At 69.4% G+C, this 21868-nt stretch carries 23 protein-coding genes and 1 tRNA gene; 12 read left to right on the forward strand and 12 right to left on the reverse strand.

Features of this window, described 5'->3' with window-relative positions; translation table 11 throughout:
- Nucleotides 1-71: 71 nt before the first annotated feature.
- Entirely contained in the window at nt 72-1676 is a 1605-nt protein-coding gene (locus ASF20_RS22820) for a hypothetical protein (protein WP_056278380.1), read from the reverse strand.
- 2 nt (nt 1677-1678) lie between these two features.
- The gene (locus tag ASF20_RS22825) at nt 1679-2614 is read right to left on the reverse strand and encodes a hypothetical protein (RefSeq protein WP_056278383.1); all 936 of its coding nucleotides are present in this window, start codon (nt 2612-2614) and stop codon (nt 1679-1681) included.
- A gap of 300 nt (nt 2615-2914) precedes the next feature.
- On the opposite strand from ASF20_RS22825, the gene ASF20_RS22830 reads away from it, so the two are divergent.
- From ASF20_RS22830 to ASF20_RS22860, 7 genes are all read left to right on the forward strand, one after another.
- A complete protein-coding gene (locus ASF20_RS22830) occupies nt 2915-3103 on the forward strand; it encodes a hypothetical protein (RefSeq protein ID WP_156648167.1) in 189 nt (62 codons plus the stop codon).
- Nucleotides 3100-4035: a hypothetical protein gene (locus ASF20_RS22835; protein WP_056278390.1), complete on the forward strand. Its 936-nt coding sequence runs from the start codon at nt 3100-3102 to the stop codon at nt 4033-4035. The genes ASF20_RS22830 and ASF20_RS22835 overlap by 4 nt, the downstream gene beginning before the upstream one ends.
- 3 nt (nt 4036-4038) lie before the next feature.
- Nucleotides 4039-4362, forward strand: coding sequence for a hypothetical protein (locus tag ASF20_RS22840; protein WP_056278393.1), 324 nt, complete (start codon nt 4039-4041; stop codon nt 4360-4362).
- Complete coding sequence (locus ASF20_RS22845; RefSeq protein WP_056278395.1) at nt 4362-5165, forward strand: hypothetical protein; 804 nt, start codon at nt 4362-4364, stop codon at nt 5163-5165. Before ASF20_RS22840 ends, ASF20_RS22845 begins: the two co-directional genes overlap by 1 nt.
- Nucleotides 5165-5629 (forward strand): hypothetical protein, encoded by a 465-nt coding sequence (locus ASF20_RS22850; RefSeq protein WP_056278398.1) that lies wholly within the window; start codon nt 5165-5167, stop codon nt 5627-5629. The genes ASF20_RS22845 and ASF20_RS22850 overlap by 1 nt, the downstream gene beginning before the upstream one ends.
- Before the next feature lie 580 nt (nt 5630-6209).
- A complete protein-coding gene (locus ASF20_RS22855) occupies nt 6210-7418 on the forward strand; it encodes a hypothetical protein (protein ID WP_056278400.1) in 1209 nt (402 codons plus the stop codon).
- Nucleotides 7419-7579: 161 nt separating this feature from the next.
- Nucleotides 7580-7876 (forward strand): hypothetical protein, encoded by a 297-nt coding sequence (locus ASF20_RS22860; protein ID WP_056278402.1) that lies wholly within the window; start codon nt 7580-7582, stop codon nt 7874-7876.
- A 92-nt stretch (nt 7877-7968) separates the two neighbouring features.
- On the opposite strand, the gene ASF20_RS22865 is transcribed toward ASF20_RS22860, so the two are convergent.
- The 9 genes from ASF20_RS22865 to ASF20_RS22900 form a co-directional block, all read right to left on the reverse strand.
- Nucleotides 7969-8045: transfer RNA gene (locus ASF20_RS22865), tRNA-Pro, on the reverse strand.
- A 97-nt stretch (nt 8046-8142) separates the two neighbouring features.
- Nucleotides 8143-8928 (reverse strand): 4'-phosphopantetheinyl transferase superfamily protein, encoded by a 786-nt coding sequence (locus tag ASF20_RS22870; RefSeq protein WP_156648168.1) that lies wholly within the window; start codon nt 8926-8928, stop codon nt 8143-8145.
- 135 nt (nt 8929-9063) lie between these two features.
- Nucleotides 9064-9936, reverse strand: coding sequence for an RNA polymerase factor sigma-32 (locus tag ASF20_RS22875; RefSeq protein WP_055956812.1), 873 nt, complete (start codon nt 9934-9936; stop codon nt 9064-9066).
- Between the two features lie 255 nt (nt 9937-10191).
- Nucleotides 10192-10782 (reverse strand): CarD family transcriptional regulator, encoded by a 591-nt coding sequence (locus tag ASF20_RS22880; RefSeq protein ID WP_056212152.1) that lies wholly within the window; start codon nt 10780-10782, stop codon nt 10192-10194.
- Nucleotides 10783-11217: 435 nt separating this feature from the next.
- Nucleotides 11218-11556 carry a ferredoxin FdxA gene (fdxA, locus tag ASF20_RS22885; protein ID WP_056212150.1) on the reverse strand — a complete coding sequence of 113 codons (339 nt, stop codon included), beginning with the start codon at nt 11554-11556 and terminating at the stop codon, nt 11218-11220.
- Nucleotides 11557-11790: 234 nt separating this feature from the next.
- Complete coding sequence (locus ASF20_RS22890) at nt 11791-12066, reverse strand: RNA-binding S4 domain-containing protein (protein ID WP_056278405.1); 276 nt, start codon at nt 12064-12066, stop codon at nt 11791-11793.
- A 6-nt stretch (nt 12067-12072) separates the two neighbouring features.
- Entirely contained in the window at nt 12073-15492 is a 3420-nt protein-coding gene (locus ASF20_RS22895; protein ID WP_056278409.1) for a helicase-related protein, read from the reverse strand.
- Nucleotides 15493-15558: 66 nt separating this feature from the next.
- Nucleotides 15559-15855 (reverse strand): hypothetical protein, encoded by a 297-nt coding sequence (locus ASF20_RS25190; protein WP_244476534.1) that lies wholly within the window; start codon nt 15853-15855, stop codon nt 15559-15561.
- A gap of 47 nt (nt 15856-15902) precedes the next feature.
- On the reverse strand, nt 15903-16820 hold the full coding sequence (locus ASF20_RS22900) for a DUF3108 domain-containing protein (protein ID WP_056278411.1): 918 nt from the start codon (nt 16818-16820) through the stop codon (nt 15903-15905).
- Nucleotides 16821-17137: 317 nt separating this feature from the next.
- Here ASF20_RS22900 and rpmB point away from each other — a divergent pair, with 317 nt between their 5' ends.
- The 4 genes from rpmB to ASF20_RS22920 all read left to right on the forward strand — a co-directional run bounded on the left by rpmB (nt 17138) and on the right by ASF20_RS22920 (nt 19629).
- Nucleotides 17138-17443, forward strand: coding sequence for a 50S ribosomal protein L28 (rpmB, locus tag ASF20_RS22905; protein ID WP_056278414.1), 306 nt, complete (start codon nt 17138-17140; stop codon nt 17441-17443).
- A 136-nt stretch (nt 17444-17579) separates the two neighbouring features.
- Nucleotides 17580-18509 (forward strand): AEC family transporter, encoded by a 930-nt coding sequence (locus ASF20_RS22910; RefSeq protein ID WP_056278418.1) that lies wholly within the window; start codon nt 17580-17582, stop codon nt 18507-18509.
- A gap of 72 nt (nt 18510-18581) precedes the next feature.
- Nucleotides 18582-19055 (forward strand): nuclear transport factor 2 family protein, encoded by a 474-nt coding sequence (locus ASF20_RS22915; protein ID WP_056212347.1) that lies wholly within the window; start codon nt 18582-18584, stop codon nt 19053-19055.
- A 10-nt stretch (nt 19056-19065) separates the two neighbouring features.
- A complete protein-coding gene (locus ASF20_RS22920; protein WP_056278420.1) occupies nt 19066-19629 on the forward strand; it encodes a TetR/AcrR family transcriptional regulator in 564 nt (187 codons plus the stop codon).
- A gap of 35 nt (nt 19630-19664) precedes the next feature.
- On the opposite strand, the gene ASF20_RS22925 is transcribed toward ASF20_RS22920, so the two are convergent.
- Nucleotides 19665-20843 carry a PQQ-dependent sugar dehydrogenase gene (locus tag ASF20_RS22925; RefSeq protein ID WP_244476535.1) on the reverse strand — a complete coding sequence of 393 codons (1179 nt, stop codon included), beginning with the start codon at nt 20841-20843 and terminating at the stop codon, nt 19665-19667.
- Between the two features lie 436 nt (nt 20844-21279).
- Here ASF20_RS22925 and trxA point away from each other — a divergent pair, with 436 nt between their 5' ends.
- On the forward strand, nt 21280-21600 hold the full coding sequence (gene trxA, locus ASF20_RS22930) for a thioredoxin (RefSeq protein ID WP_056278427.1): 321 nt from the start codon (nt 21280-21282) through the stop codon (nt 21598-21600).
- The last annotated feature ends 268 nt before the right edge of the window (nt 21601-21868 follow it).

Genomic DNA, 21868 nt, shown 5'->3' on the forward strand with positions numbered 1-21868 from the left:
GATCGCCGGGTTCACAGCGGGATCAAAGAACCTGTCTGTGTCCGCGCGGCCACGTTACCGTCTGACGCCTGCTACGGCGGATCGGCCTTCAGCAGGCGGATCGACGTCGCCGCCCCTCGCGCCGTGACACCCAAGATGCCTTCTATCCGCGTCAGGATATCGGGGTCGACATTGGGGTCGGTGATCCAAAGTGACACTTCCTTGGGGTCGCCGACGCTCGGGTCGTACCACAGCATCAGACCGTCCGAGGCGGGCGGGAGCAGACGGACGCGGGTCTCGTTAAGCTGGCCCATCTTCGCCAGCCCCGCATTGACGAGCGCTTTCATCGGCCGCCAAGCCTCTTCTCGCCGGGCTCGCGCCTCATCCTGCTTGCGGACGAGTTCCTCCATGAAGTCGGGGGGCGGCGGCGGGGCGCGGCGCGTCCCGTGGACCGGATCGACGTCAGGAAACTCGGCCTCCGTCACCACCTCCGCCGGCGGCTCGGCGGCGTCCAGGCGCGCCAGCAGCGCCTCGGCGTTAACCGCCGCCAGGCTCCCCCCGGCGACGTTCCGGGCCACGGCGTTGCGGACGTCGCCGGGAGTCGTGCGGGACAGGCTGTTCGCTAGGGCCTCCCATCCCGCGTTCGTCGCCAAGTTGTGGGCGTGCAGGAACGCCTCGATGCCGCCCGACGGCAGGGGGAGGGCCACCGGGGCGACCGGTTTCGGGTCGACGTCCGAGGAAGCGGACGCCGACGTCTCAATGGCTTCCACGTCCGGGGGTGCGGACACCGCCTCAATCGAGGAGGCCTTTGGCACCCACGCCTGAGCCTCGGCGTCCCACGCATCCTTGGCCGGCAGGCGCCCCCACGTGCTGGTGTCCTCCCTCCAGACGAGCATGCCGGCCCCCGGCGCCTCCGACCACTCGATCTGTCCATCCCGGAGCGTGACGTGGCACAGGCCTCCGTCGGTTATGGCCACCATGCTGGCCCACAAGGCCCCGTCTGGGAAAACGTGCGTCTCGACGAAGCCTTCTAGTGGGAATGGCACACCCGGAGGATGACTCGCCCAGAGGGCCGCCCAGACGTCCGAGACGATGTTCTCATTGAGCGTGCCACCGTGCGATGCCTGCCATCCCGGCAGGGCTTCCCCAGCGATGGGAGGAGTATAGCCCGGCGGAACGACATCACCCGGCTTCCACGTCAGCGACCAGTGCAAGTGCGGCCCCCAGGCCTGGGCCTCCTCGTCCCAGGCCTCCCCAGCCGGCAGGCGAGCCCATTCCGTCGTGCCCTCCCACGCGACGAGCGCCCCCGCCCCCGGGACGTGCCCCCACTCGATGACTCCGTGCCGCACCGTGGCGTGGCTCAGCCCGCCGTCCAACGCCTCAAGGCATGCCCATGCCCCTCCGCATGCGAGGCGCCGGGTCTGGTGGATGCCGATGAAGGGGCTCTCCAACCCATCCGGCACCCACGTGTCGAGGGCCTTGGCGATCTCGACGTCGATCTCGTCGCCATCGCAAGCGATGCCCGGAGGAGACCCCGCCGGGAGGCGGGGCTTCGGGTTGTCCGCCCCGGGGACGGGCGGGCGCCAGCCAGGGGGCAGCGGGTCGCCTGCCTTCCAGGCGGGCCACCACCAGGAGCCGCAGGGGAACCCGGTCGTCAGGGCCGCGTCGATGGCGGGCATCATGGACAACTGCGACACGATCAGGCCTCCGAGGTGCCGAAGATCTGCTCGCGCAGGGCGGGGGGAAGCTGGCGCCGGTGCCTCCACACGGCGGCAAGCGCTTGGCTGCCCTCGACGATTGAGAGCTCCTTCAGCGAGCCGAGGACGTGGCCCACGTGGGTGTGGCTCTTGCCCCACCCGCTGTCGTTCCGGATCGAGGCGCGGTCCTCGTCGTAGCCGCAGAGCAACTTGACGCCGACGTGGACCGCCTGGAGCACGCCTGGCTCCTGCGCCCGGGCCAACCAGTCGTGGACCGGATCTCGGGCGAGGCGCTCGCGGACCTTTTCGATGGCCTTGTCGACCTGGCGGACGAGTTGCCGGGCCATGTGCGCCACGTCCGGGTGCGGATACCCGCCGACGCCCATGGGATGCTGCAGAACCGCGACGGCGAGTTCCCGCTTCGCCTTGGGCCAAGCCCAATGGAGCTTGTTGAGCGACACCTTCATGGCCTCGATGGCGGCCTGCCGGCCGGGCCCGTTCGCCTCCGCCTCCTCGATCTCCCGCTGGCGCAGATAGGCCTGGACACGCGCCTTGCCTTCGTCGTCGGCGACAATTGCGGCCTCGGCGGCGGCGATGGCCCGCTCGGCGGCGGCCTCATCGGACGGAACCGGCTCCCAGCAGCAGGGCGTCCAGTCGCCTTCGCGCACATCCGAGCGGTCGTCCGCCCACGAGTATCCGGCGTCGCGCAGGGGGGCACGGGCCAAGTTGTATGCCCGGCGATAGATGGCCGGGTCGCCGAGGCCCAGCCAGAGGACGCGGTCGCCATGCTTCGTCTTGACGGACCGCTGCTGGCGCCACGTCAGGCCCAGCGCCGTGAGGGGGATCGCCTCGGCGACCGGGAGCGGCCGAGCGGCCGTCGCGTAGGCCTGCGCCGCGACAAGGGCGAGGCCGAGGAGGAGGAGGAGGAGCGTCAGCACGGCGGGGGGGTGTCCTTCGTCGATTGGCAATCGACTAAGCATGCCGAAGTCGCCCGCGATAGCAAGTAGTGCGACGCCCCTTTAATCCTTCGAAAGTCGAAGGATTAGATGAGCAATCCTTCTTTTCTCCTCCTGAGCCTGTCTTTGACGGTGGCCCATACTGGCGCCGCGGCATCGAGACGCATGGCAATACGGGGCTCGTAGGCTGAGTCTTTTGGCAAGCGCCGACGGATTCGTCGCGATAGCCTGGAGACCGATATGACGACTTGCAGACAACCCCGCGTGAGACGGGAGGTTGCGGTGGACCCCGTCGAGATCCTGCGAGCGGCCATTGACGCCGAGGGGTCCGCCAGCGCAGTCGCCCGCCGCCTCGGCGTGAGCGCGGCATACGTGCTCGACGTCCGGAACGGGAACCGCCCCGCCTCGCCGCGGCTGCTGAACGCGTTGGGCCTGGAGCGCCGCATCGTCCGTGTGGGAGGCCGCACGTGAGCTCGGTCGATCAGAAGGTGTACCAGGACCCCACTCCCGCGAAGGTGGCCGCCCTAGTGGAGAGCCACTCGCTCGAAGCCGCCATCGGAAGATGGTTCTGGCTCGACAAGCGCACACTCTGCAGCCTCGCGCAGGCCGGTCGCGCCGCTCAAGGTGTCGTCCTCAAAAGGGCCTCGACGCGCCGGGCATTCTCGGATCTCGACGCCGCCGTCTGCGTCGAGGCCTCATACGCTCTCGGCAGCATGGCCCGCGGTGAGCGAGCCTCGGGCGTGCCACACAACTCGACGAGGGGCCTATTTCCAGCGCGGGGCCTCGACTACGTCCGCATCTCCACGAAGGAGCGTGCCCAGGCCACGATGATGGGCATCCGGGCCAAGGACGGCGACACGGACGCCAAGGCGGACATCGAACGCCGGCGCGAGCACGAGCTCGCCGTCGGGGGGGTCCTGCGCCGCGCCCTCGCCCTCGTGGGGGATCAGCCAGCGACGGGGCGCTACGTCCTCCCCCCGGTCGACACCGCACTTCGCGAGTCCCTCGTCGGGCTGCCTAGGACCGCCATCGGCACGGTGTTCCCGGATCTCTGTGCCGGCCTCGCTCCGGCTACGCCCATGCCCAGCCAGCGCGAGCGAGCCGTCATCGCGGCCTACGATGGGGACATCGCCGTCGACGCCCTGGCGGCCGAGCATGACATCCAGCCCAGCACCGTGAGCCGGATCTGGAGCGACGCGGGCCTGTCCGGGCGAGCCCGCCGGAACCGGCTCAAGGCTCAGCGCATGGCGCCGCGACCACCGACGGCGCCCGTTCACCCTCGCCTCGACAACTCCAGGCATGTGCTGGCCGTGCGCCTCGCCCGGTCAGCCGCCCGGGCGCCGATGGAGGCGCTGACCTGGGTCCGAACCGACGCGGCCGCATCCCTTCACGAGAGGACCTGACGCATGACCGCCCAAGCAACCGCCGCCCTGCGCGAGATCGACGCCAGCCTGTTCGCCATGATGGGCATCGAGGAGCCGCGCGACATGGATGTCGACGAGCTCGCCCAGGGCGTCGTCGACTACCTCGCCGAACAGGCGGCGCCCGACCTGCGCCCGGACAACCTCGGGACGCTCATCCGCGCCATTCTCGCCGACGGCGTGGATGTCGCCATCGAGGAGTTCAACGACATGCCGGACATCACCGCGGATTTCGAAAGGGATGCCCTCCTGGCGAAGGCCCAGTTCATCGTTGCCGGCATGCGCGTCCTCGCTCGGGGAGACGCCTGATGCCGCGTCGCTGGAACCGGTTCAAACCCCGGCCGGAGTACGGTCACCTCATCGGTTCCTCGCTCCCCCTCATCCTGGATGGCGCGATCCAGAACCGCGCCTACGGTCGGGACCTGCGCGCCTACCCCGTCGAGGTCAACTGGTACCTCATCGACCTGTTCGAGGGCCGTGCTGGCCTGAACCGAGCGGACCTGATGGCAGCGGCCGACGTCCTGCGCGTGCCCCGGGAATGGAGTATCGAATTCGCCACCGACAAAGTCGGCAACTACATCGCGTGGGGGCTGCACCTCGGGCTCCTGTTGGAGGACGACGGCCCTGACGGCGAACGAGTCTGGACGATGCCCGACCGGCAGGCGCGCTACGGCATCATCGGCGGCAAGGCGGTCCAGATCCGCGGCCTGCCCCCGGATGCGCAGGCCACCATGGACAAGCGCCTGCGGACCGCCGCCAAGCGCGCGTCCACGATAGCCCGGCGCCATGCCGACCGCCTCGCGCCCGCCATCGCAGCCGACCTGTCGGCGATCCTGGACGCCGACTTCGGCATCTCCATCCCGGCGTCATGGGCGACGATCTACGTCCCCCCGGACATCATGGCCCGGTGGCCGAAGCTGAAGGACGCGTTCGGCCTGCTCCTCGACGTGCATCGCGACTGGACGAGGGACCGCCAGGACGGATGGCGCAGCGCGGTGGCGGTCACTCTTACAGAAACCCGGGGCCGGGTGGCGGGGGAGCGCGCCGCCCAGGCCGTCCTCGCAGCCGCGCTCACCGAGGACAGCGCCGCATTCGAGGACATGGACCTGTGATGACACGCAACGAGCTAAACGACATCATCGCCGAGCAGGTCGCCTCGGACGCCCGGCCGGACCATGTGGCGACGCTCGTCCACGCCCTCCGTATCGGCGGGGATGGTTTCGCCGTCGAGGTCGCCGCCGACTTTCCGGACGTCGCCTCGGACGAGGAGCGGGGGAGCCTCATCCTGAGGGCGCGGGTCATCGCCGACGGCATGGGCCCCATCGACCCGGTGACGCCCAGGGCGCTGCCGCTGCAGCAGATCGCGGAGATCCTCGGCGAAACCTATTGGGTTCCCCGAGCCTGGGTTTTCCAGGGATGCCCCCACGAAGGTTACGGGTCATCGTTGCGGTGCGATCCGGGCGCGCTCGCCACATGGTGCGCCGCGAAGGCGGACGGCATCAACTCGGAACCTGAGGCTCTCCGGTTCCGGACGTTCGCCCAGCGCCTCGCCGGCTCCGCCCTGCAGGCAGCCTGATCGGGCGCCGGGACCGCCAGGGCCACGATCTTAACCCTGGCGGCCGATGCCGATTGCCCGCGACCAAACATTGGACGATTCTCTCCGAGATGACCGCGACTTACACCCTGATCACATCCCTGGACGTCGCCTCGGATCACTCGGAGGGCGCCAAGACGCTCGTCGCCGCCTCGGGCGACGACGTGCCGTGGGCGCTCCACCGGGCGGTCTGGGCGCCTGAATGCGCAGGCTTGTGGGGCTTCCCCGCCTACTCCGTCGCGGATCTCCGCGGTGCGATCCGGCGGGGCGAGCTTCCGGCAACGCGTCGCGGTCGTCTTATCGAGGTGACCCGCCGGCAGTTGCGGGCCTGGAGGGACGGATGGCAGTCAGGAAGCGAAAGGGCCCCCGAAAGCTCGGGGTCGGGAGACGAGGCGAGCCGTACCTGTGGTACCGCCCCGGACGCGTCGGAACCGACGGCATCGATAGGTCCGGTGTCTGGGTCATCATGCACCGGAGCAAGCAGGTCGCTAGCACTGACTGCGGCCTTGGCGAAGGTCCGGAACGCGAAGCGCTCCGCCGGTTAGCCGACTACAAGGACAGCTTGGCGATCCAGGCCGTCGAGGCCGTCCCGATGACGAAGGGCCGGCCGGCGCACGAGGTGACGCTGGCGGAGGTCCTCAGCCGGTACCTCGACGCGAAGAAGGGCATCCCCGACCCGGTGACGGGCGAGCTCAAGGGCGGCGTCTCCCGCCATCACGAGCTCGCGCAGCGGATCTACGCCCTCCTGGAGTGGTGGGGCGAGAGCACGCTGGCTGACGTGGACACCGTCTCGTGCGCCGCCTACGTGGCCAGCCGCGTCGGGACGCCATGGAAGACCCACGCCCGCCTCGGGACCGGGAAGGACGGCAAGCCCGCCCGCACCGGCTACTCGAAGCCGACGAAGGCGCGCGTCGTCACCGCCGGCGGCGCCCGGCGCGAGCTTGAGGACCTGCGCGCGGCCGTGAACGTGAGCATCGCCGACAACCTGACGCGCGACGCCGTCCGGGTGACCCTGCCGCCCAAGGGCGAGGAGCGCGACCGGTGGCTGACCCGGAACGAGGCGGCACGGCTCCTCCTCCGGGCGTGGCGCAAGCGCGAGGTTCAGACGATCCGGTCCGGTCCCCGCAAGGGCGAGACCTACGTCATGCCCCGGCGCCCGGCCAGACACCTGGCAAGGTTCATCCTGGTGGCGCTCCGGACCGGCACCCGGTCGGGACCGGTTTGTGGCGCCTCGTTCGTCCGCGAGATCGGCAAGCCTTGGATGGAGCTAAAGACCGAGACGACGACCGAGGAGCGCACCGAGTCCGTGACCGTCGACGGCCAGGTCTACGAGCGGAAGGTGACGGTCGCGGTGATCAAGCGCGTCGCGGTGTTCCACCGGAAGGCTCTCGGGACGAAGGAGGCCGAGAACAAGAAGGCCCCGACGGTGCGGATGCCGGACAGCCTCGTCGCCCACCTCTGGCGCTGGCACCACGTCCTCGGGCACCGGTACGTCGTCGAGTTCGAGAAGCGCCCGGTCGGCTCCACCAAGAAGAGCTTCGCCAACCTGGTGCACGAGGAGGGCCTCGGGGACGACGTCGTCCGGCACAGCCTCAGGCACACGGCGGTCACCTGGGGCATGCAGGCCGGCGTCGATATCTGGGAGCTTGCGGGCTATTGCGGGATGACAGTCGAGATGATCGAGCGCCGGTACGGCCACCATTCGTCGAGCCACATGGAGGGCGCGCGGGCGGCGCTGGGCGGTCGCGGCGGTCGGAAGAAGGTGGCGTGAGGAGGTGTGTGCGAAAACCGCACACACCCGGGGCTTGTCCCCTGCAGGGCCGGGGCGCACATTGAGGGCATAGGGGACCGGCTCCGGCCGGTCAGCCTCACGCACCCCCAGCGGGTTCCTCCCATCGCACCGGCGCCAGGCGCCGGGCAAGGAACCACGCCATGCGCACCGTCGACGCCACCGCCATCGAGCCCTTCGTCCGCGAGGCCCTGCCTCGCGCCACCGACGCCGAGGTCACCGCCATCCTGGAGAGGCTCGACGGCCGCGTCGTCCGGCCCGAGGAGGCCGAGCGCGTCCGCCCCGGGCAGCTTCGCCTTCGGCCCGAGGAGAAGGTGGATCGGCTGCGGGGCTTCATCACGCACGCCATGACGGGCCAGCCCGGACAAGGCTATTGGCCGTCGATCATCGCCCCGAACACCCGCCGTCTCGTCGACGTTCCGGCCGCCCGCGAGGCATAGGCCGGGGCGCGCGAACGCGACCATTGTTTGGTCGAATGTTTGGTCGGGGAAAACCTCTGCGCCCCGGGAAGGCATCCTGCAGAGGGGAAACTTGGTCGGAGTGGCAGGATTTGAACCTGCGACCCCCACGTCCCGAACGTGGTGCGCTACCAGACTGCGCTACACTCCGACAACGCCGGCTTGGTGGGCCGGCGAGCGGACGTATAGCGAGCCCTCCTCCGGGCCGCAAGCGCTTCCTTGCGGGAAATTGTCGGACGAGGCCGTTCTCAAGCCCGCGCGGCCCAGTCCTTCGGGAGGTGGTATCGGTGGCAGGACTGGCCGGGCAGCGGGATAGCGACGGCACCGGCCGCCTCCGGTCCAAGGTCGAGGTCGGAGAGCGACCATCCGGAGGCCACGGGGTCCATATCCTCCCAGGCGATGGCAGGGCCGGAAGGATCACCGGCGCTGACGTCAAAGCCGTCGAGCGCGCCCATCAGGCCGGTGCCCAGTGCCTTCACCACGGCCTCCTTCCGCGTCCAGAGCCGAAAGAACGTCGGCCCCTGGCGGGACTGCGGCACCTGTGTCAGGGCCGCGATCTCGTTCCGATGGAAATGAGCGCGCGCGATCGTGAGCGGGTCGCCAACCGGCCTGATCGCCTCCACGTCGACACCGATCGGGGTGGCCGTGGAGATGCCCACCAGTGCAAGAGATCCCGAATGCGACAGGTTGAAGTGGAGGCCTGCCCGAGGATGTGACGCCAGGACCGGCCGTCCGCCGGGTTCCTGCGCGAAGATCAGGTCCTGAGGCCGCCGATCCCCATATCCCGCGAGGATCAAGCGAAGCGCCGCGTGGCTTTCGACGAAGCGCGCACGATCCTCGGCCCGCAGGAAACGGTCGGCGCGGTCCTGCTCCTCCTGCGAGAGCCAAGCGGATTGTTCGGGAGGAAGGGACATGCGAAGTGCGAGGTCGATCCGCCAGACTGCCGTACCGGCACCGGGGCAAGGCACGGCATTATTCCAATCCCGGGCGGCGGGCGTCGCCGCCTCCGCGACACCGTGCGCCACATCATTCACGATGAGTCGATCCGTCCAACTGCGGTCATTGCCCCAGTCAGGCCCGCATGGTGAGCGTGGACAGTGCTTTAAGCTGGTCCGCGCATCCCGCGAAAGCCCACGTTTCGCGGGGCTTCGCGAAGCGCCGACAACGTCTCAAGCGTAGACGTTGCCACCAGTCTGGGGAAAGCGCTCGGCCAGGGCGCGTCGCAACTTCTCAAGAGCGCGATTCTCGATCTGACGGACCCGCTCCTTCGAGATGCCGAGCCGATGACCAAGGGCCTCGAGGGTCGCTTGGTCCTCGGCGAGACGGCGCTCCTTGAGGATGCGCAGCTCGCGTTCGGACAGAACAGTCAGGGCCTCGTTCAGCCAGATCAGACGGCGCTCGCCGTCCACCGTCGCGGAGACCGTCTCATCCGGAAGCGCGGCTCCGTCGACGAGGAAGTCCATGCGCTCGGAGGAGGCTTCGCTCTCCTCGCCAACCGGCGCGTTCAGGGACATGTCGGGGCCCGAGAGCCGGGCGTCCATCAGGGCCACGTCCTCCCGGGACACGCCGATGGCCGTCGCGATGCGGCGGTGGATCTCGTCGCCGACATGCTCTTCGGTCGACTGCATCAGGCGAGCGCGCAGGCGACGCAGGTTGAAGAACAACGCCTTCTGGGCGGAACTCGTGCCACCGCGAACGATGGACCAGTTGCGGAGGATGTAGTCCTGGATCGAGGCCCGGATCCACCACGTGGCGTAGGTGGAGAAGCGAACTTCGCGCTCGGGCTCGAAGCGGGCCGCCGCCTCCATCAGGCCCACATGGCCCTCTTGGACAAGGTCGGCCATAGGAAGGCCGTAGTGCCGGAAGCGCCCGGCGATCGCGATGACGAGACGCATATGCGCCGAGATCAGCCCATGCAGGGCTCGCTCGTCGCGCTCGTCCTTCCACCGGACGGCGAGACCCCGTTCCTCATCCCGCGCAAGGAAGGGCGCCTCCATCGCCGTGCGTATGAACTGCCGCCGTATCCCTGCGATGTCCGCCATTCCCGCCTCCGCCTCGATGAAACGTGTGCTTCTGACCACAAGTCGACGTCGCCGATGGTAATCGGGCAGAGGACCTGTGCCTGGCAACGCGACAACCCGAGGTCGCCGGGATGGTTCCGCAGGCGGCTTGCTTCACACGGTCTCGTGAGCGTGCGATGCGTCGCCGTCTCGACCATGAAAAAAGCCCGGCGCGTGCGCGCCGGGCTTCGGGAAACGAGGTGTCCCGGACCGCGTCCGGGATGATGGGGCTGGTGGTCAGGCCGCCTCTTCCTGCAGGTCGTCGCCCTCGGCTTCGCCTTCCGCCTCGGCCTCGCCCTTGGCGCGGCGCGGGGACTTGGCAAGGCTCTGCTCGATGAGCTTCAGGGCCTCGGTCTCGGTGATGCGGTTCACCGACGAGATCTCGCGCACGACCCGGTCGAGGGCCGACTCATAGAGCTGACGCTCGCTGTAGGACTGCTCGGGCTGAGCCTCGGAGCGATAGAGGTCGCGCACCACTTCGGTGACCGAGAGGAGGTCGCCAGAGTTGATCTTGGCCTCGTATTCCTGGGCGCGACGCGACCACATGGTCCGCTTGACCCGGGCGCGGCCGGTGAGGAGATCCAGGGCCTTCTTCACAAGATCCGGCTCGGCGAGCTTGCGCATGCCGACGCTGTTAGCCTTGGCGGTGGGGACGCGCAGGACCATCTTGTCCTTCTCGAAGGACACAACGAACAGCTCAAGTTTATAGCCGGCGATCTCTTGCTCCTCGATGGCGGTGATGCGACCGACACCGTGGGCTGGGTACACGACCGCTTCGCCGGTCTTGAAGCCTTGGCGGCCTGCCGTCGTCTTCTTGGCTGTGGTCATGCGAGAAGCGCCTCCAGAACATTGCGCGGCCTTGAACGCCGCGCCGAACCCTGTAATCCGGGGTGGGTCACCCGGCTTCAGCCCCTTGTCCGAAGGATCTGCATCAGTGACGCACAGCCGCCGGTTCCCGGGCACGCCGATGATCGCGCAACGAGAGAGCGTTCGCCGAAAGCCCCTGAGCCTTCAGCGATCGATCGCATGCGACCCCAGTCCACAGCTGAGTGTGAGACCCATCAAGTGATGGCTGGAGGCAGCACGTCGGGCACGAACGACGGCAGGTATCTGTCATAACACAAACCAGCCGACGAATCAAAGGATTGCCGGCGCCAGGCCATGGGATGGGCGACCGCGGGCCAGCCCTCCACAGCCTCTTCGTGAACGCTCCGTAAGGTGCGCGTCGTCCATGACGAACCGCACCGAACCCCCGCGCGGCGATCAGTCGCCGGTGCCGGGATTGGCCGAGAAATGCGCCTCGAACTTGCCGGCAACGCCGTCCCAGGTCTTGGCGTCCGCCGGAGCGTCCTTCTTCTGTGTGATGTTCGGCCAGGTCCGCGCGTAGTCCGCGTTCACCTTCAGCCAGGTCTCGAGCTTCGGCTCGGTGTCGGGCTTGATCGCCTCAGCGGGGCATTCCGGTTCGCAGACGCCGCAATCGATGCACTCGTCGGGGTGGATGACGAGCATGTTCTCGCCTTCGTAGAAGCAGTCCACCGGACAGACCTCGACGCAGTCCATGTACTTGCACTTGATGCAGTTGTCGGTGACGACGTAGGTCATGGGGCCTTCAGTCCTTGATCCGGGCATCGCCGGGAGCGTCCCGATGCCGATGCATGGTCGCTCGCGCAGATCGTTGCACGGATGCCTTAATGCGGGGTGGCGGTGATGCGGGGTCGCATGGGCAAGATGGAGTCGCGCTGGCTCTAGACCCTGTCCGAGGGGCTGACAAGCGCGTCGGCGGGCCTGCTGCACCACCGTGTCTCCGGTGTCGCGCGGGCGACACGGGCGGGCGGCCTATTCGAGGTCGCTCCCCACGATCCTATAGAGTTGCTGGGCCTCCGGCGCCGGGCCGCGCCGCTCGCCGAGATCCAGGATCCGGGCGATCACCGTGGCGTGCGCCGCGGCGACCGTCACCACATCGCCGAGGGCGACGGCGCTGGCGGACGCATCGACCCGCTTTCCATTCACCCGGACATAGCCATCGGTGACGAGGCGTGCCGCGAGCGATCGGGTTCGCGCGAAGCGCGCGAACCACAGCCATTTGTCGAGCCGCTGACGTCCCGGCTTCATTCCACCTCAACGCTTGCGGTCGGTCCCAGCCTCAAGCTGCGCCTTCAGGGCGGCGAGCTTGGCGAACGGCGAATCCGGATCCGGAGCCCGCTCGCGCCGCTGCGGACGCGGCTCGTCGCGGGGCGCCGCCCGTGGTTCGTCACGACGCTCGGGTCGCGTGCGGCCCGGCTCGAAGCGCTCGCGGCGCTGCGGCCGCCCCCCATCCGGACGCCCCTCGCCGGGGCCGCCGCGGCGTCCCCCCTCAGGCCGATCCCCAGGCGCGCCACTGCGCGGACGGTCGCGGCCCTCGCCACTTCCACCGCCCGGACGGCGATGGTCGGGGCGCGCTTCGCCCGCGGCGCGGTTCGGGGCGCCGCCGTCGCGGCTCTGGCCACGCGGACGATTCTGACGCGGGTTGGCATGGCGCTGGTGACGCTGAAGCCGCCAGACTTCGACGGTCGCGATCTCGGCCGCGGAAACGTCGGACGGCGTCTCGCCGTCAGCCGTCTCGGCCCGAGCCTCCGCGGAGGCGTCCTCAAGCTGGGCGAAGTCGGCGTTCTCCAGCGGATGTTCCGTCGCCTCGGCGACAGCCGCGGCGTCGGCGACGGGTTGTGGCGCAGCCTCTTCGGCAGATTCGGCAGATTCGGCGGACGCGTCGGCCGCATCGTCCCGCGGCGGGCTGTCCTGAGACGAGGTCTCCTGGGCCGGGCTGGCCACGGCGGCCTCTTCGGGAGCGTCGGCGACAACGGAATCCTCGGTCGAGCCGGGGGCGATCTCGGGCTCGGCAATCTCGGCCGATGCCGCGCTCTCGCCGGCCGGAGTCGTGTCGGTCCCACTCTCGGGCGCCATCTCGCCCGCGGCCTCGGCCGGAGCATTCTCGTCGGCTGCCGTCTCGGGGCCGATAGGGTCGGTGCTGGCGGTCGCGGCGGAAGGAACGATGGGCTGGGTCGCCGCCGCCGGGAGCAGCGGCACGGTGATCGCCGGGCCTGGACGGGTCTCGGGTGCGTAGCCGAGGGATTTGAGGATCGAGGCGAAATCCTCGCCGGAGCAGCCGACCAGGGAGGTCATGCCCACCGTCGCCACGAAGGCGTCGCCGTCGGCTGCGCCCATCGGGGCGTCGCCCGGCGTTGTGCCGGGGCGGTAGGCGATGGCCGGCCGGATCAGGTCGGCGAGGCGCTCGAGGATGTCCACGCGCACGGCGCGCTCGCCGCAGACCCGGAAGCCGGCTGCGCGGTACAGGCCCTTGGCGATCTCGGGATCGACCTTGATCGAAGTCCGGCCGGAGCTTGCCAGATGGGCGATCTCGTCGAGGCCGCGCTGGTCGAGGCCGCCGTTCTTCAGGGCCCAGAGCTGGGCCGCCAGGGTCCGGGGCGCCGGCTTCAGCAGGGCCGGCAGGAAGATGTGGTAGGCGCCGAAGCGGACGCCGTGGCGGCGCAGGGCTCCGCGTCCGTCCTGGTCGAGGGTGCGCATTTCCTGCATCACCTTGGCACGCTCCAGCACGCCCAGGGACTCCACCACCTGGAAGCCGATGCCCTTGGCGAGACCGGTGAGGTCCGCTGCGGTCTCGATCTCCATCAGCGGGCCGAGGAGGCGCACCACGGTGGCCTTGAGCCAGGCGACGAGCCGGGCCTCGACTTTGTCGCGGGCCGGGCCGGTCAGCTGCTCGTCGGCGAGCAGGCGGACATGCGGCTCGAACAGCTTGTCGCCCGGCGTCAGCTTGGCCACCGGATCGCCGGTCCAGCGAATGACGCCGTCGTGGCTCAGCACGAGGGAGGCGTCCGCGGCCGACGAGAACCGCTCGGCGCGGGCCTCGATCTCGCCGCCGAGCGCCTTCTCGGCCGCGCTGCGCAGAGTCTTGGCCTCATGTCCTTCCGCACCGGGATCCGGAACGAACTGGAAGCCATGCAGATGGCCGACATGCTGGCCCTCGACGGTGACGTCCCCGCCGGCGGTGATCTCAGCTTCCAACATCGTATTCTCTCTCAGGCGCCGCATCAGGACGCTGGTGCGCCGATCGACGAAACGGCTCGCAAGGCGCTCGTGCAGGGCGTCAGACAGCCTGTCCTCTACCCGACGCGTCTCGCCCTGCCAATGCACTGGATCAACGAGCCAATCCGGACGGTTCGCCACGAAGGTCCATGTCCGCCCCTGCGCGATGCGCTGGGACAGCGCGTCGATGTCGCCGTCGGTGCGGTCGATCATGGCGACGTGCTTGGCGAACCAGTCGTCGGGGATTCGCCCCGCCATGCCGCGCATGAGGAAGCGGAACAGTTGGGCGACGAGGTCGGCATGGGTCTGCGGATGCACCTTCCGGTAGTCTGGGACGCCGCAGACGTCCCAGAGCCGGCGCACGTTGGCGGGGCTGTTGGCGAGGTCGCGGATGTCGTCCTCGCGCATCAGGATCTCGAGGGCCGACTGGTCCTCGCCCATGGGCGCGCGGGTGAGACCTTTCTCGCGCGGGTGCTCGTCCAGGCTTTCCTGCAGCGCCTTCAGGGAGGAGAAGTCGAGGTCGGGATTGCGCCATTGCAGGACGCGCAGGGGCTCGAAGTCGTGAGTCTCCAGCGCCTCGATCATCTCAGGCTCGAAGGGCGCACACCGTCCGGTCGAGCCGAAGGTGCCGTCCGAGAGGTGGCGCCCGGCGCGGCCGGCGATCTGTCCCATCTCGGGCGGGGTCAGCTTGCGGAAGCGGGTGCCATCGTATTTCCAGTTCGCCGCGAACGCGACGTGGTCCACGTCGAGGTTGAGGCCCATGCCGACCGCGTCGGTGGCGATGAGGTAGTCGACGTCGCCGGACTGATAGAGCTCCACCTGCGCGTTGCGGGTCCGCGGCGAGAGCGCGCCGAGCACCACCGCCGCGCCGCCGCGCTGGCGCCGGATCAGCTCCGCGATGGCGTAGACCTCCTCGGCCGAGAAGGCGACGATGGCCGAGCGGCGGGGCAGTCGGCCGAGCTTCTTCTCGCCCGCGAAGGTGAGCTGCGACAGGCGCGGTCGCGTCGTCGTGTGGACGCCGGGGATCAACGACTGCACCAGCGGCAGCATCGTCGACGATCCGATGAGCAGGGTCTCCTCCCGCCCGCGCTGGTGCAGCAGGCGGTCGGTGAAGACATGGCCCCGGTCCATGTCGGCGGCAAGTTGGATCTCGTCGATCGCCACGAAGGCGACGTCGAGGTCGCGCGGCATCGCCTCGATGGTGGAGATCCAGTAGCGCGGTCGGTCCGGCTTGATCTTCTCCTCGCCGGTGACGAGGGCGACCTTGTCGACCCCCACCTTGGCGACGACCCGCAGGTAGACCTCCCGCGCGAGCAGCCGGAGGGGCAGGCCGATCATGCCGGTCGGATGGGCGAGCATGCGCTCGATGGCCAGATGGGTCTTGCCGGTATTGGTCGGCCCGAGCACCGCCGTGACGCCGCGTGCGCGGGCCTGCGGGGAGAGGGAGGGGCGGATCATGAGGTGGGGGCGGTCCCTTCGGCGAGGCCGGCAGGCTCAGGAACGGGGGAGACCGCCGCGGCGCCGTCAGGGTCGGCGCTGCCGTGGCGGCTGCGCCTCATATGGGTCGCCATCGCCCCGCCTGCCATCCCGTGGCGGCATGCCGGGTGTGCCGAGACTCGGGTAGATTCCGATCTCGACGGGGGGCTGGCCCCCCTGCGGTGCGACATCGGGGCAGAGGGTGTCGGGCACCGCCGTGAGGGGGCCGCGCCGGGGCGGGCGGTTCTCGATCACCTGGGCCGACGAATAGGCATCGCCGCCGCAATCCGGGCCCGTGGACAGGCTCGCCTGCGCCAAGGCCCCGCCGCCCGTCAGGACAAGCAGCGCGACCAGCGCGCAGGGCCGGGCGATTCGCGATTCGGCGCACCGTCTCACTGGGCCAGGCTGGCCTGCGTGACGGGAGTGCCCGGCGCCGACGCCGTGGTGCTGCCCTGCTGTCCGCCGGTCCGCGTCCAGCGCGTCGCCTCGATGATGTTGGTGCCGACGGTGGTTCGGACCGCGATGCGCACGGGCAGGAGCACGCGGGTGCCCTCGACCGGCGCGAGCCAGACCGACATCTCGCGGTTGTCCTCCATGAATTTCACGCCCGGCCGATCCGGACGGTGGCCGGCGATGGGCGTGTAGCGCGCGTTGCAGACCAGGACGGGACCGCTGTAGCCGGGCTTGGCCACGCTGCGGGTCTCGCCGTAGCTCAGCACGACGTCGAACCGGGTCGCACCGTCGAAGATCGGCAGGGTCCGGTTGCAGTTAGCCGGGTCCATCGGGTCGGCGCGCCCCTGCACGGGCATCATCAGGGCGCTCGCCGGATCGATGACGCCGCGCTTGTTGGCGGGGGTGATCGGAACCCGGTCGCCCATGTCGATGAGGGGCGGGGTGATCTCCGCCTGGGTGACGGTGCCACGGGCGAGCGCCATGCGCACGGCGATTCCGGAATTCGTGGTCTTGGTGGCGATCGCGAAGGTATTGGGCTGCGGCGCCGCCGCGATGGCGCCGCTGGCGCGGGCCGAGCCCATGCCGCCCGTAACCACGCCGGCGAGGCCCGTGAGGCGCGCCGAGACGTCCATCCGGTAGCCGGACCCCTCGAAGGCGCCGGCCACCTGGGCGTTCCCGATGGTGAGGCCGGCCAGAGCGATGTCGTACTCCACGGTGACGGCGGCGGCCGTCCTGGAGGCCGCCCGGCCGGCCTTGGCGCGGGCTTCCGCCGCCGGGGCGGCGAGCAGGGCCGCGAGCGTCAGCAGGCTGGCGCCGAGGAGGGAGAGCGGGGCGGGGCGCTTGCGGGTGCCGCACATGGCTGGGGACTCGGGGTTGGCTGTCGGTCTCCGGTCGAACGGACCGGAGACATCTCGCCGGCATCGTCCGTCTTCATGGTTAACACATCGTTGGGCACGGAAAAGCCAGGCTTGCACGCCGCGGGCCGCCGGTCCGCGGAACGGCGCGAAAGATCGCCTCGGACCTTGACGCCAAGGGGCACAGTCCCCTATAGGCTCGCGCCTTCAACGAGAACGCCGCTCCACCGGGCTTGGCGTGCGAGAAGCCGTTTGCCGCGACGCGGTTCTGGTTTCCCGCCAGCCTGTCGGACATGCGGAACGAGACGGGAAATAGAACAATGTCGCGCCGTTGCGAACTCACGGGCAAAGCCGTGCAGACCGGCCACCTCGTGAGCCACTCGAACCGCAAGACCAAGTGCCGGTTCCTGCCGAACCTGTGCCAGGTCACGCTGCAGTCGGACGCGCTCAAGCGCCGGGTGCGCCTGCGCGTCACCGCTCACGCCCTGCGCTCGGTCGAGCACCGTGGCGGTCTCGACGCCTTCCTGATCAAGGCCCGCGAGATCGAGCTGTCGCAGACGGCCCGCCTCCTCAAGCGCGAGCTGCACAAGAAGCTCGCCGAAGTCGAGGCCCCCGCCGCCGCCTGAGGCTTCGGCGGGATCGAATCACTCCGGCTCGCACCGCCGGCGGTCCCCCACAACGCCTCCGTCCAGGTTCCCGAACGGTCGCCGCACGCTCAGCGCGTACGGCGACCGTTCGCGTTGGAGCACCGGCTCGCCTTCGATGACCATCCTGTCGCTCGTCGCCCCGATCTTCGGGCTGATCCTGATCGGCTGGATCGCGGCCCTGGCCGGCTTCCTGTCCGACAAGGTCAGCGACGGCCTGTCGGAATACGTCTTTTCGATCGCTGTTCCGGCCCTCATCCTCTCCACGCTGACGCGCCCGGGCCTGACCGGCGAGATCACGCCGTCCTACTGGGTCAGCTACTTCGGCGGCGCCGGGCTGTCCTGGCTGGTCGGCTCCCTCCTCAGCCTGCGCCGCAAGGGCGTGGAGCGGCGCGGCGCGATCCTGCACGGCTTCGCCTCCAGCCAGTCGAACACCGTCTTCATCGGCGTGCCCATGATCCTCCAGGCCTATGGCGAGGAGGGGGCTTTCCCACTCTTCATGCTGCTGGCAGTGCACCTGCCCCTCATGATGGGCTGCGCGACCTTCCTGATCGAGGCGGACGGGCAGGCCTCGATCCTGAGGCGCCTGCGCGGTCTCGCCCTGGTTCTCCTGCGCAATCCGATCTTCCTGGCGCTCATCGCCGGACTCGCCCTCAAGGGGCTCGGGCTCGCCCCCACCGGCATGGTCAAGTCCCTGGTCGACGCCCTGGCGCGGACAGCCTCGACCTGCGCGCTCATCGCCCTCGGAGCCGGGCTCGTGCGCTACCGGGTCCTGCACGACCTGCCCAGCGCCATGGTCATCACCGGGCTGAAGCTCGTAATTCATCCCCTCGCGGTCTGGGTGCTGGCCTTCCATGTCTTCACCATGCCGCCGGCCTATGCCGGCGTGGCGACCCTGTTCGCGGCCATGCCCGTGGGGATCAACGCCTATCTGCTGGCCTCGCGCTATAAGACCGAGACCGGCGTGGTCGCCGCCGCCGTGATGCTCTCGACCCTGCTGGCGATCGTCACGACTATCGTCTGGCTCACGATCCTCGGACACGCTTGACGATTCGTGCAGGCGTTTGTACCGATCGGTACAGATGCCGAGGCGTCGATCATGGACGAGGGAGATGCCGTCATGTCCGAAGCGCGTCCGCCGCTGCCGCCCTTCACCCGGGAAACCGCAATCCAGAAGGTGCGTGCCGCCGAGAACGGCTGGAACGGCTGCGACCCCGAGAGGGTCGCGCTCGCCTACACGCCGGACAGCCGCTGGCGGAACCGGGCGGAGTTCTTTTCCGGTCGCCCCGCCATCGTCGCCTTTCTCCAGCGCAAGTGGGCACGCGAACTGGATTATCGCCTGATTAAGGAAATCTGGGCTCACGGCGGCGATCGGATCGCGGTGCGGTTCGCTTACGAATTCCGCGATGCGTCCGGGCAATGGTTCCGCGCCTACGGCAACGAGAACTGGGCCTTCGACGCGAACGGCCTGATGCGCGACCGTCATGCCAGCATCAACGATCTCGCCATCCCCGAATCCGAGCGCAAGTTCCGGTGGGACCGCTCCGCGCCGCGTCCGGAGGATCACCCGGGCCTGACAGAGCTTGGTCTCTAGGGATCTCGGCATGGGACAGGGGGAGGGTGCCCGGGCGGCCGCGATCCCGGTCCTCGCCGAGGTGTTCCGGGAGCGCGGCTACGACGGCGCCAGCCTTGCGCTTCTCGGGGCACGCACCGGTCTCGGTAAGGGGAGCCTCTATCACGCCTTCCCGGGGGGGAAGGCGGAGATGGCGGAGGCCGTGCTCGCGGCGATCGAGGCATGGTTCGAGACCCGGATCTACGCGCCGCTGCGCGAAGAGGCCGATCCGCGTGCGGCGATCACCCGGATGCTGTCGGAAACCGACACCTATTTTCGCTCCGGCGGCCGGGCCTGCCTCGTCGGGGCCTTCGCCCTGACGGGGGGACGTGATCGGTTCGCCGCGCGCATCGCCGGATACTTCGCGGCCTGGCGCGATGCCCTGGCCGCTGCGTTGCGGCGGAGCGGACGCGGCCCGGAGGCGGCGGCCGACCTCGCCGAGGAGGCCATCGCGGCGATCCAAGGAGGGCTTGTCCTGGCGCGCGCCCTGGACGAGTCCGCTGCTTTCGGGCGGACCCTGGAGCGGGTGCGGTTCCGCCTGATCCCGTCACCTTGAGGCCGGCGGCCATGCCGCCGGGCTGAGATGGGGGCTCAGCTGCCGGGAGTCAGCTTCAGGATCTTGCCGTCCGCTCCCTCGGTGACGGCGTAGACCGCACCCTCGCTGCCGACCCGGACATCCCGAATGCGGGCCTGCAGGGGAATACGCTCTTCGGTCACGACCTTGTCGCCGTCGAGCTTCACCACGACGAGGCCCTCGCTGACGAGGCCACCGATGAGGAAGGCATCCTTCCAGTCCGGGAAGGCGTCACCGGTATAGAGGGCCATCCCCGAGGGCCCGATCACCGGATCCCAGTAATAGACCGGTTGCGCGGTCCCGCCTGCCTGGGTTCTGCCCTCGCCGATCTTCTCGCCGCTGTATTCCAGGCCGTAGGTGACCTCGGGCCAGCCGTAATTCACGCCCGGGCGAGGCCGGTTGAGCTCGTCGCCGCCCTTCGGGCCATGCTCGGCGGTCCAGAGCCGGCCCTGCGGGTCGAGGGCGGCCGCCTGGACGTTCCGGTGTCCATAGGACCAGATCTCGGGCTTGGCCTTCTCGCCGCCCGAGAACGGGTTGTCCTTGGGCGCATTCCCGTCGGTGTCGATGCGGAACACCTTGCCGAGCCCGCTGGTGAGATCCTGCGCCTGGACACGGGTGGCCTTGTCGGAGCGCTCGCCCACCGTGACGAACAGCTTGCCGTCGGGCGCGAACACGAGGCGCGAGCCGAAATGCTTGTCGCCGTCATAGGTCGGCATCTGCCGGAAGATCACCTTGACCTCGTCGAGACGGGCGACGCCGTTCTCCTCGATCAGCTTGGCGCGGAGCACGCTGGTGCCGTTGCCCTTCTCGCGCGGCTCCGAATAGCTGAGATAGATCCGCCGGTCGGCCGGGAAGCTCGGGCTGAGGGCGACGTCCAGCAGACCGCCCTGACCCCGCGCGTCGACCTTCGGCACCCCCGGAATCGCCGGACCGGGCGTGCCGTCCTTGGCGACGATCCGCAGCTTGCCAGCCTTCTCGGTCACGAGCATCCGGCCGTCCGGCAGGAACTCCATCGCCCAGGGGCTGTCGAGGCCCTTGGCCACCACCTCGGTCTTCACCTTGGTGGCGACCTCGGGCTTCGGGGCCCGGGTCTGGTTCGGCAGGAGGGGTTTGTAAGGCGCGTTCGGTGCTTCCGTCTCCGCCGGGCTGTTGCCGGTCGCCGGGCTGGTGGGTGCCGCAAAGGCATCGCCGCCCACCCGGGGCTGCCTGGGTTCGGTCCCTGCCGGCTCCTGCCCATGGACGGCTGTGCCGAGGCTGAGGAGGGCTGCGGTGGCGAGCAGGCGATACGGGGTGCGCTTCACGTCGGATGTTCCTCCATGCCGGTCCCGGGACCGGCTTCGGATCGAGCCCCGTCGGCGGGCCGATCGGCCCGCCGGGGCAGGGACGAGAGGGACATGGGGCGACGGACACGCTTTGACGAGGGTTGGGACGGTGCGGATCGCTTGGGCGTGGGCTGGCGTGGGGGCCGTGGACAATCCCCGTTCCGGATGGAGGTCAGCCCTGCTTACGGTGCGGGATGCCTTGACCGTTCCCCGCGCGATCGCCAAGTCTGGTCGACAGCGCACAGTCTCGCGGCGCGATGACGGCGAAGAGGTGGGTCCGCAGGCGCGGAACCGGAAAGGAAGTTTCCCCATGGCGACGGTGAAAGTGACCGACGCGAGCTTCGAGCAGGACGTTCTCCAGTCCGCGGAGCCGGTCGTAGTGGATTTCTGGGCCGAGTGGTGCGGCCCCTGCCGCCAGATCGGCCCGGCCCTTGAGGAGATCTCGGCGGATCTCCAGGGCAAAGTGAAGATCGCGAAGGTCAACGTCGACGAGAACCCGGGAATCGCCGCCCAGTACGGCATCCGCTCGATCCCGACACTGCTGATCTTCAAGGGCGGCCAGCTCGCGAGCCAGAAGGTCGGCGCAGCACCGAAGGGCGATCTGTCCCGCTGGATCCAGGCCAGCGCCTGAGCCCTTGGCTCGCCTGGTCGCCGACTCGGCGGCTGCGGCGTGGTCCTGAAATGCAAAGGGCCCGGCGCGAAGCCGGGCTTTTTCGTTTCGCGGGCGGGAGTCCCGCATCCGCGCGAGCGCCTCACAGGGTGAAGCCCCAAACGAAAGAAGCCCGGCCTTGCGGCCGGGCTTCTCCGTCTCGAGACCCGAAGTGTCGGCTTAGTACGAGCCGAACTTGTAGTTCAGGCCGGCGCGGACGACGGCGAACTCGGTGTCGCGCACCTGGCGG

The organism is Methylobacterium sp. Leaf88 (assembly GCF_001422795.1).
Taxonomy (GTDB): Bacteria; Pseudomonadota; Alphaproteobacteria; order Rhizobiales; family Beijerinckiaceae; genus Methylobacterium.

Excerpts from the sequence above, each read along its gene's own strand:
- ASF20_RS22840 (WP_056278393.1), top strand. The coding sequence starts at position 4,039 with ATGACCGCCCAAGCAACCGCCGCCCTGCGCGAGATCGACGCCAGCCTG.
- ASF20_RS22915 (WP_056212347.1), top strand. The coding sequence starts at position 18,582 with ATGTCCGAAGCGCGTCCGCCGCTGCCGCCCTTCACCCGGGAAACCGCA.
- ASF20_RS22880 (WP_056212152.1), bottom strand. The coding sequence starts at position 10,782 with ATGACCACAGCCAAGAAGACGACGGCAGGCCGCCAAGGCTTCAAGACC.
- ASF20_RS22850 (WP_056278398.1), top strand. The coding sequence starts at position 5,165 with ATGACACGCAACGAGCTAAACGACATCATCGCCGAGCAGGTCGCCTCG.
- rpmB (WP_056278414.1), top strand. The coding sequence starts at position 17,138 with ATGTCGCGCCGTTGCGAACTCACGGGCAAAGCCGTGCAGACCGGCCAC.
- ASF20_RS22895 (WP_056278409.1), bottom strand. The coding sequence starts at position 15,492 with ATGATCCGCCCCTCCCTCTCCCCGCAGGCCCGCGCACGCGGCGTCACG.
- ASF20_RS22860 (WP_056278402.1), top strand. The coding sequence starts at position 7,580 with ATGCGCACCGTCGACGCCACCGCCATCGAGCCCTTCGTCCGCGAGGCC.
- trxA (WP_056278427.1), top strand. The coding sequence starts at position 21,280 with ATGGCGACGGTGAAAGTGACCGACGCGAGCTTCGAGCAGGACGTTCTC.
- ASF20_RS22900 (WP_056278411.1), bottom strand. The coding sequence starts at position 16,820 with ATGTGCGGCACCCGCAAGCGCCCCGCCCCGCTCTCCCTCCTCGGCGCC.
- fdxA (WP_056212150.1), bottom strand. The coding sequence starts at position 11,556 with ATGACCTACGTCGTCACCGACAACTGCATCAAGTGCAAGTACATGGAC.
- ASF20_RS22845 (WP_056278395.1), top strand. The coding sequence starts at position 4,362 with ATGCCGCGTCGCTGGAACCGGTTCAAACCCCGGCCGGAGTACGGTCAC.
- ASF20_RS22910 (WP_056278418.1), top strand. The coding sequence starts at position 17,580 with ATGACCATCCTGTCGCTCGTCGCCCCGATCTTCGGGCTGATCCTGATC.
- ASF20_RS22875 (WP_055956812.1), bottom strand. The coding sequence starts at position 9,936 with ATGGCGGACATCGCAGGGATACGGCGGCAGTTCATACGCACGGCGATG.
- ASF20_RS22890 (WP_056278405.1), bottom strand. The coding sequence starts at position 12,066 with ATGAAGCCGGGACGTCAGCGGCTCGACAAATGGCTGTGGTTCGCGCGC.
- ASF20_RS22920 (WP_056278420.1), top strand. The coding sequence starts at position 19,066 with ATGGGACAGGGGGAGGGTGCCCGGGCGGCCGCGATCCCGGTCCTCGCC.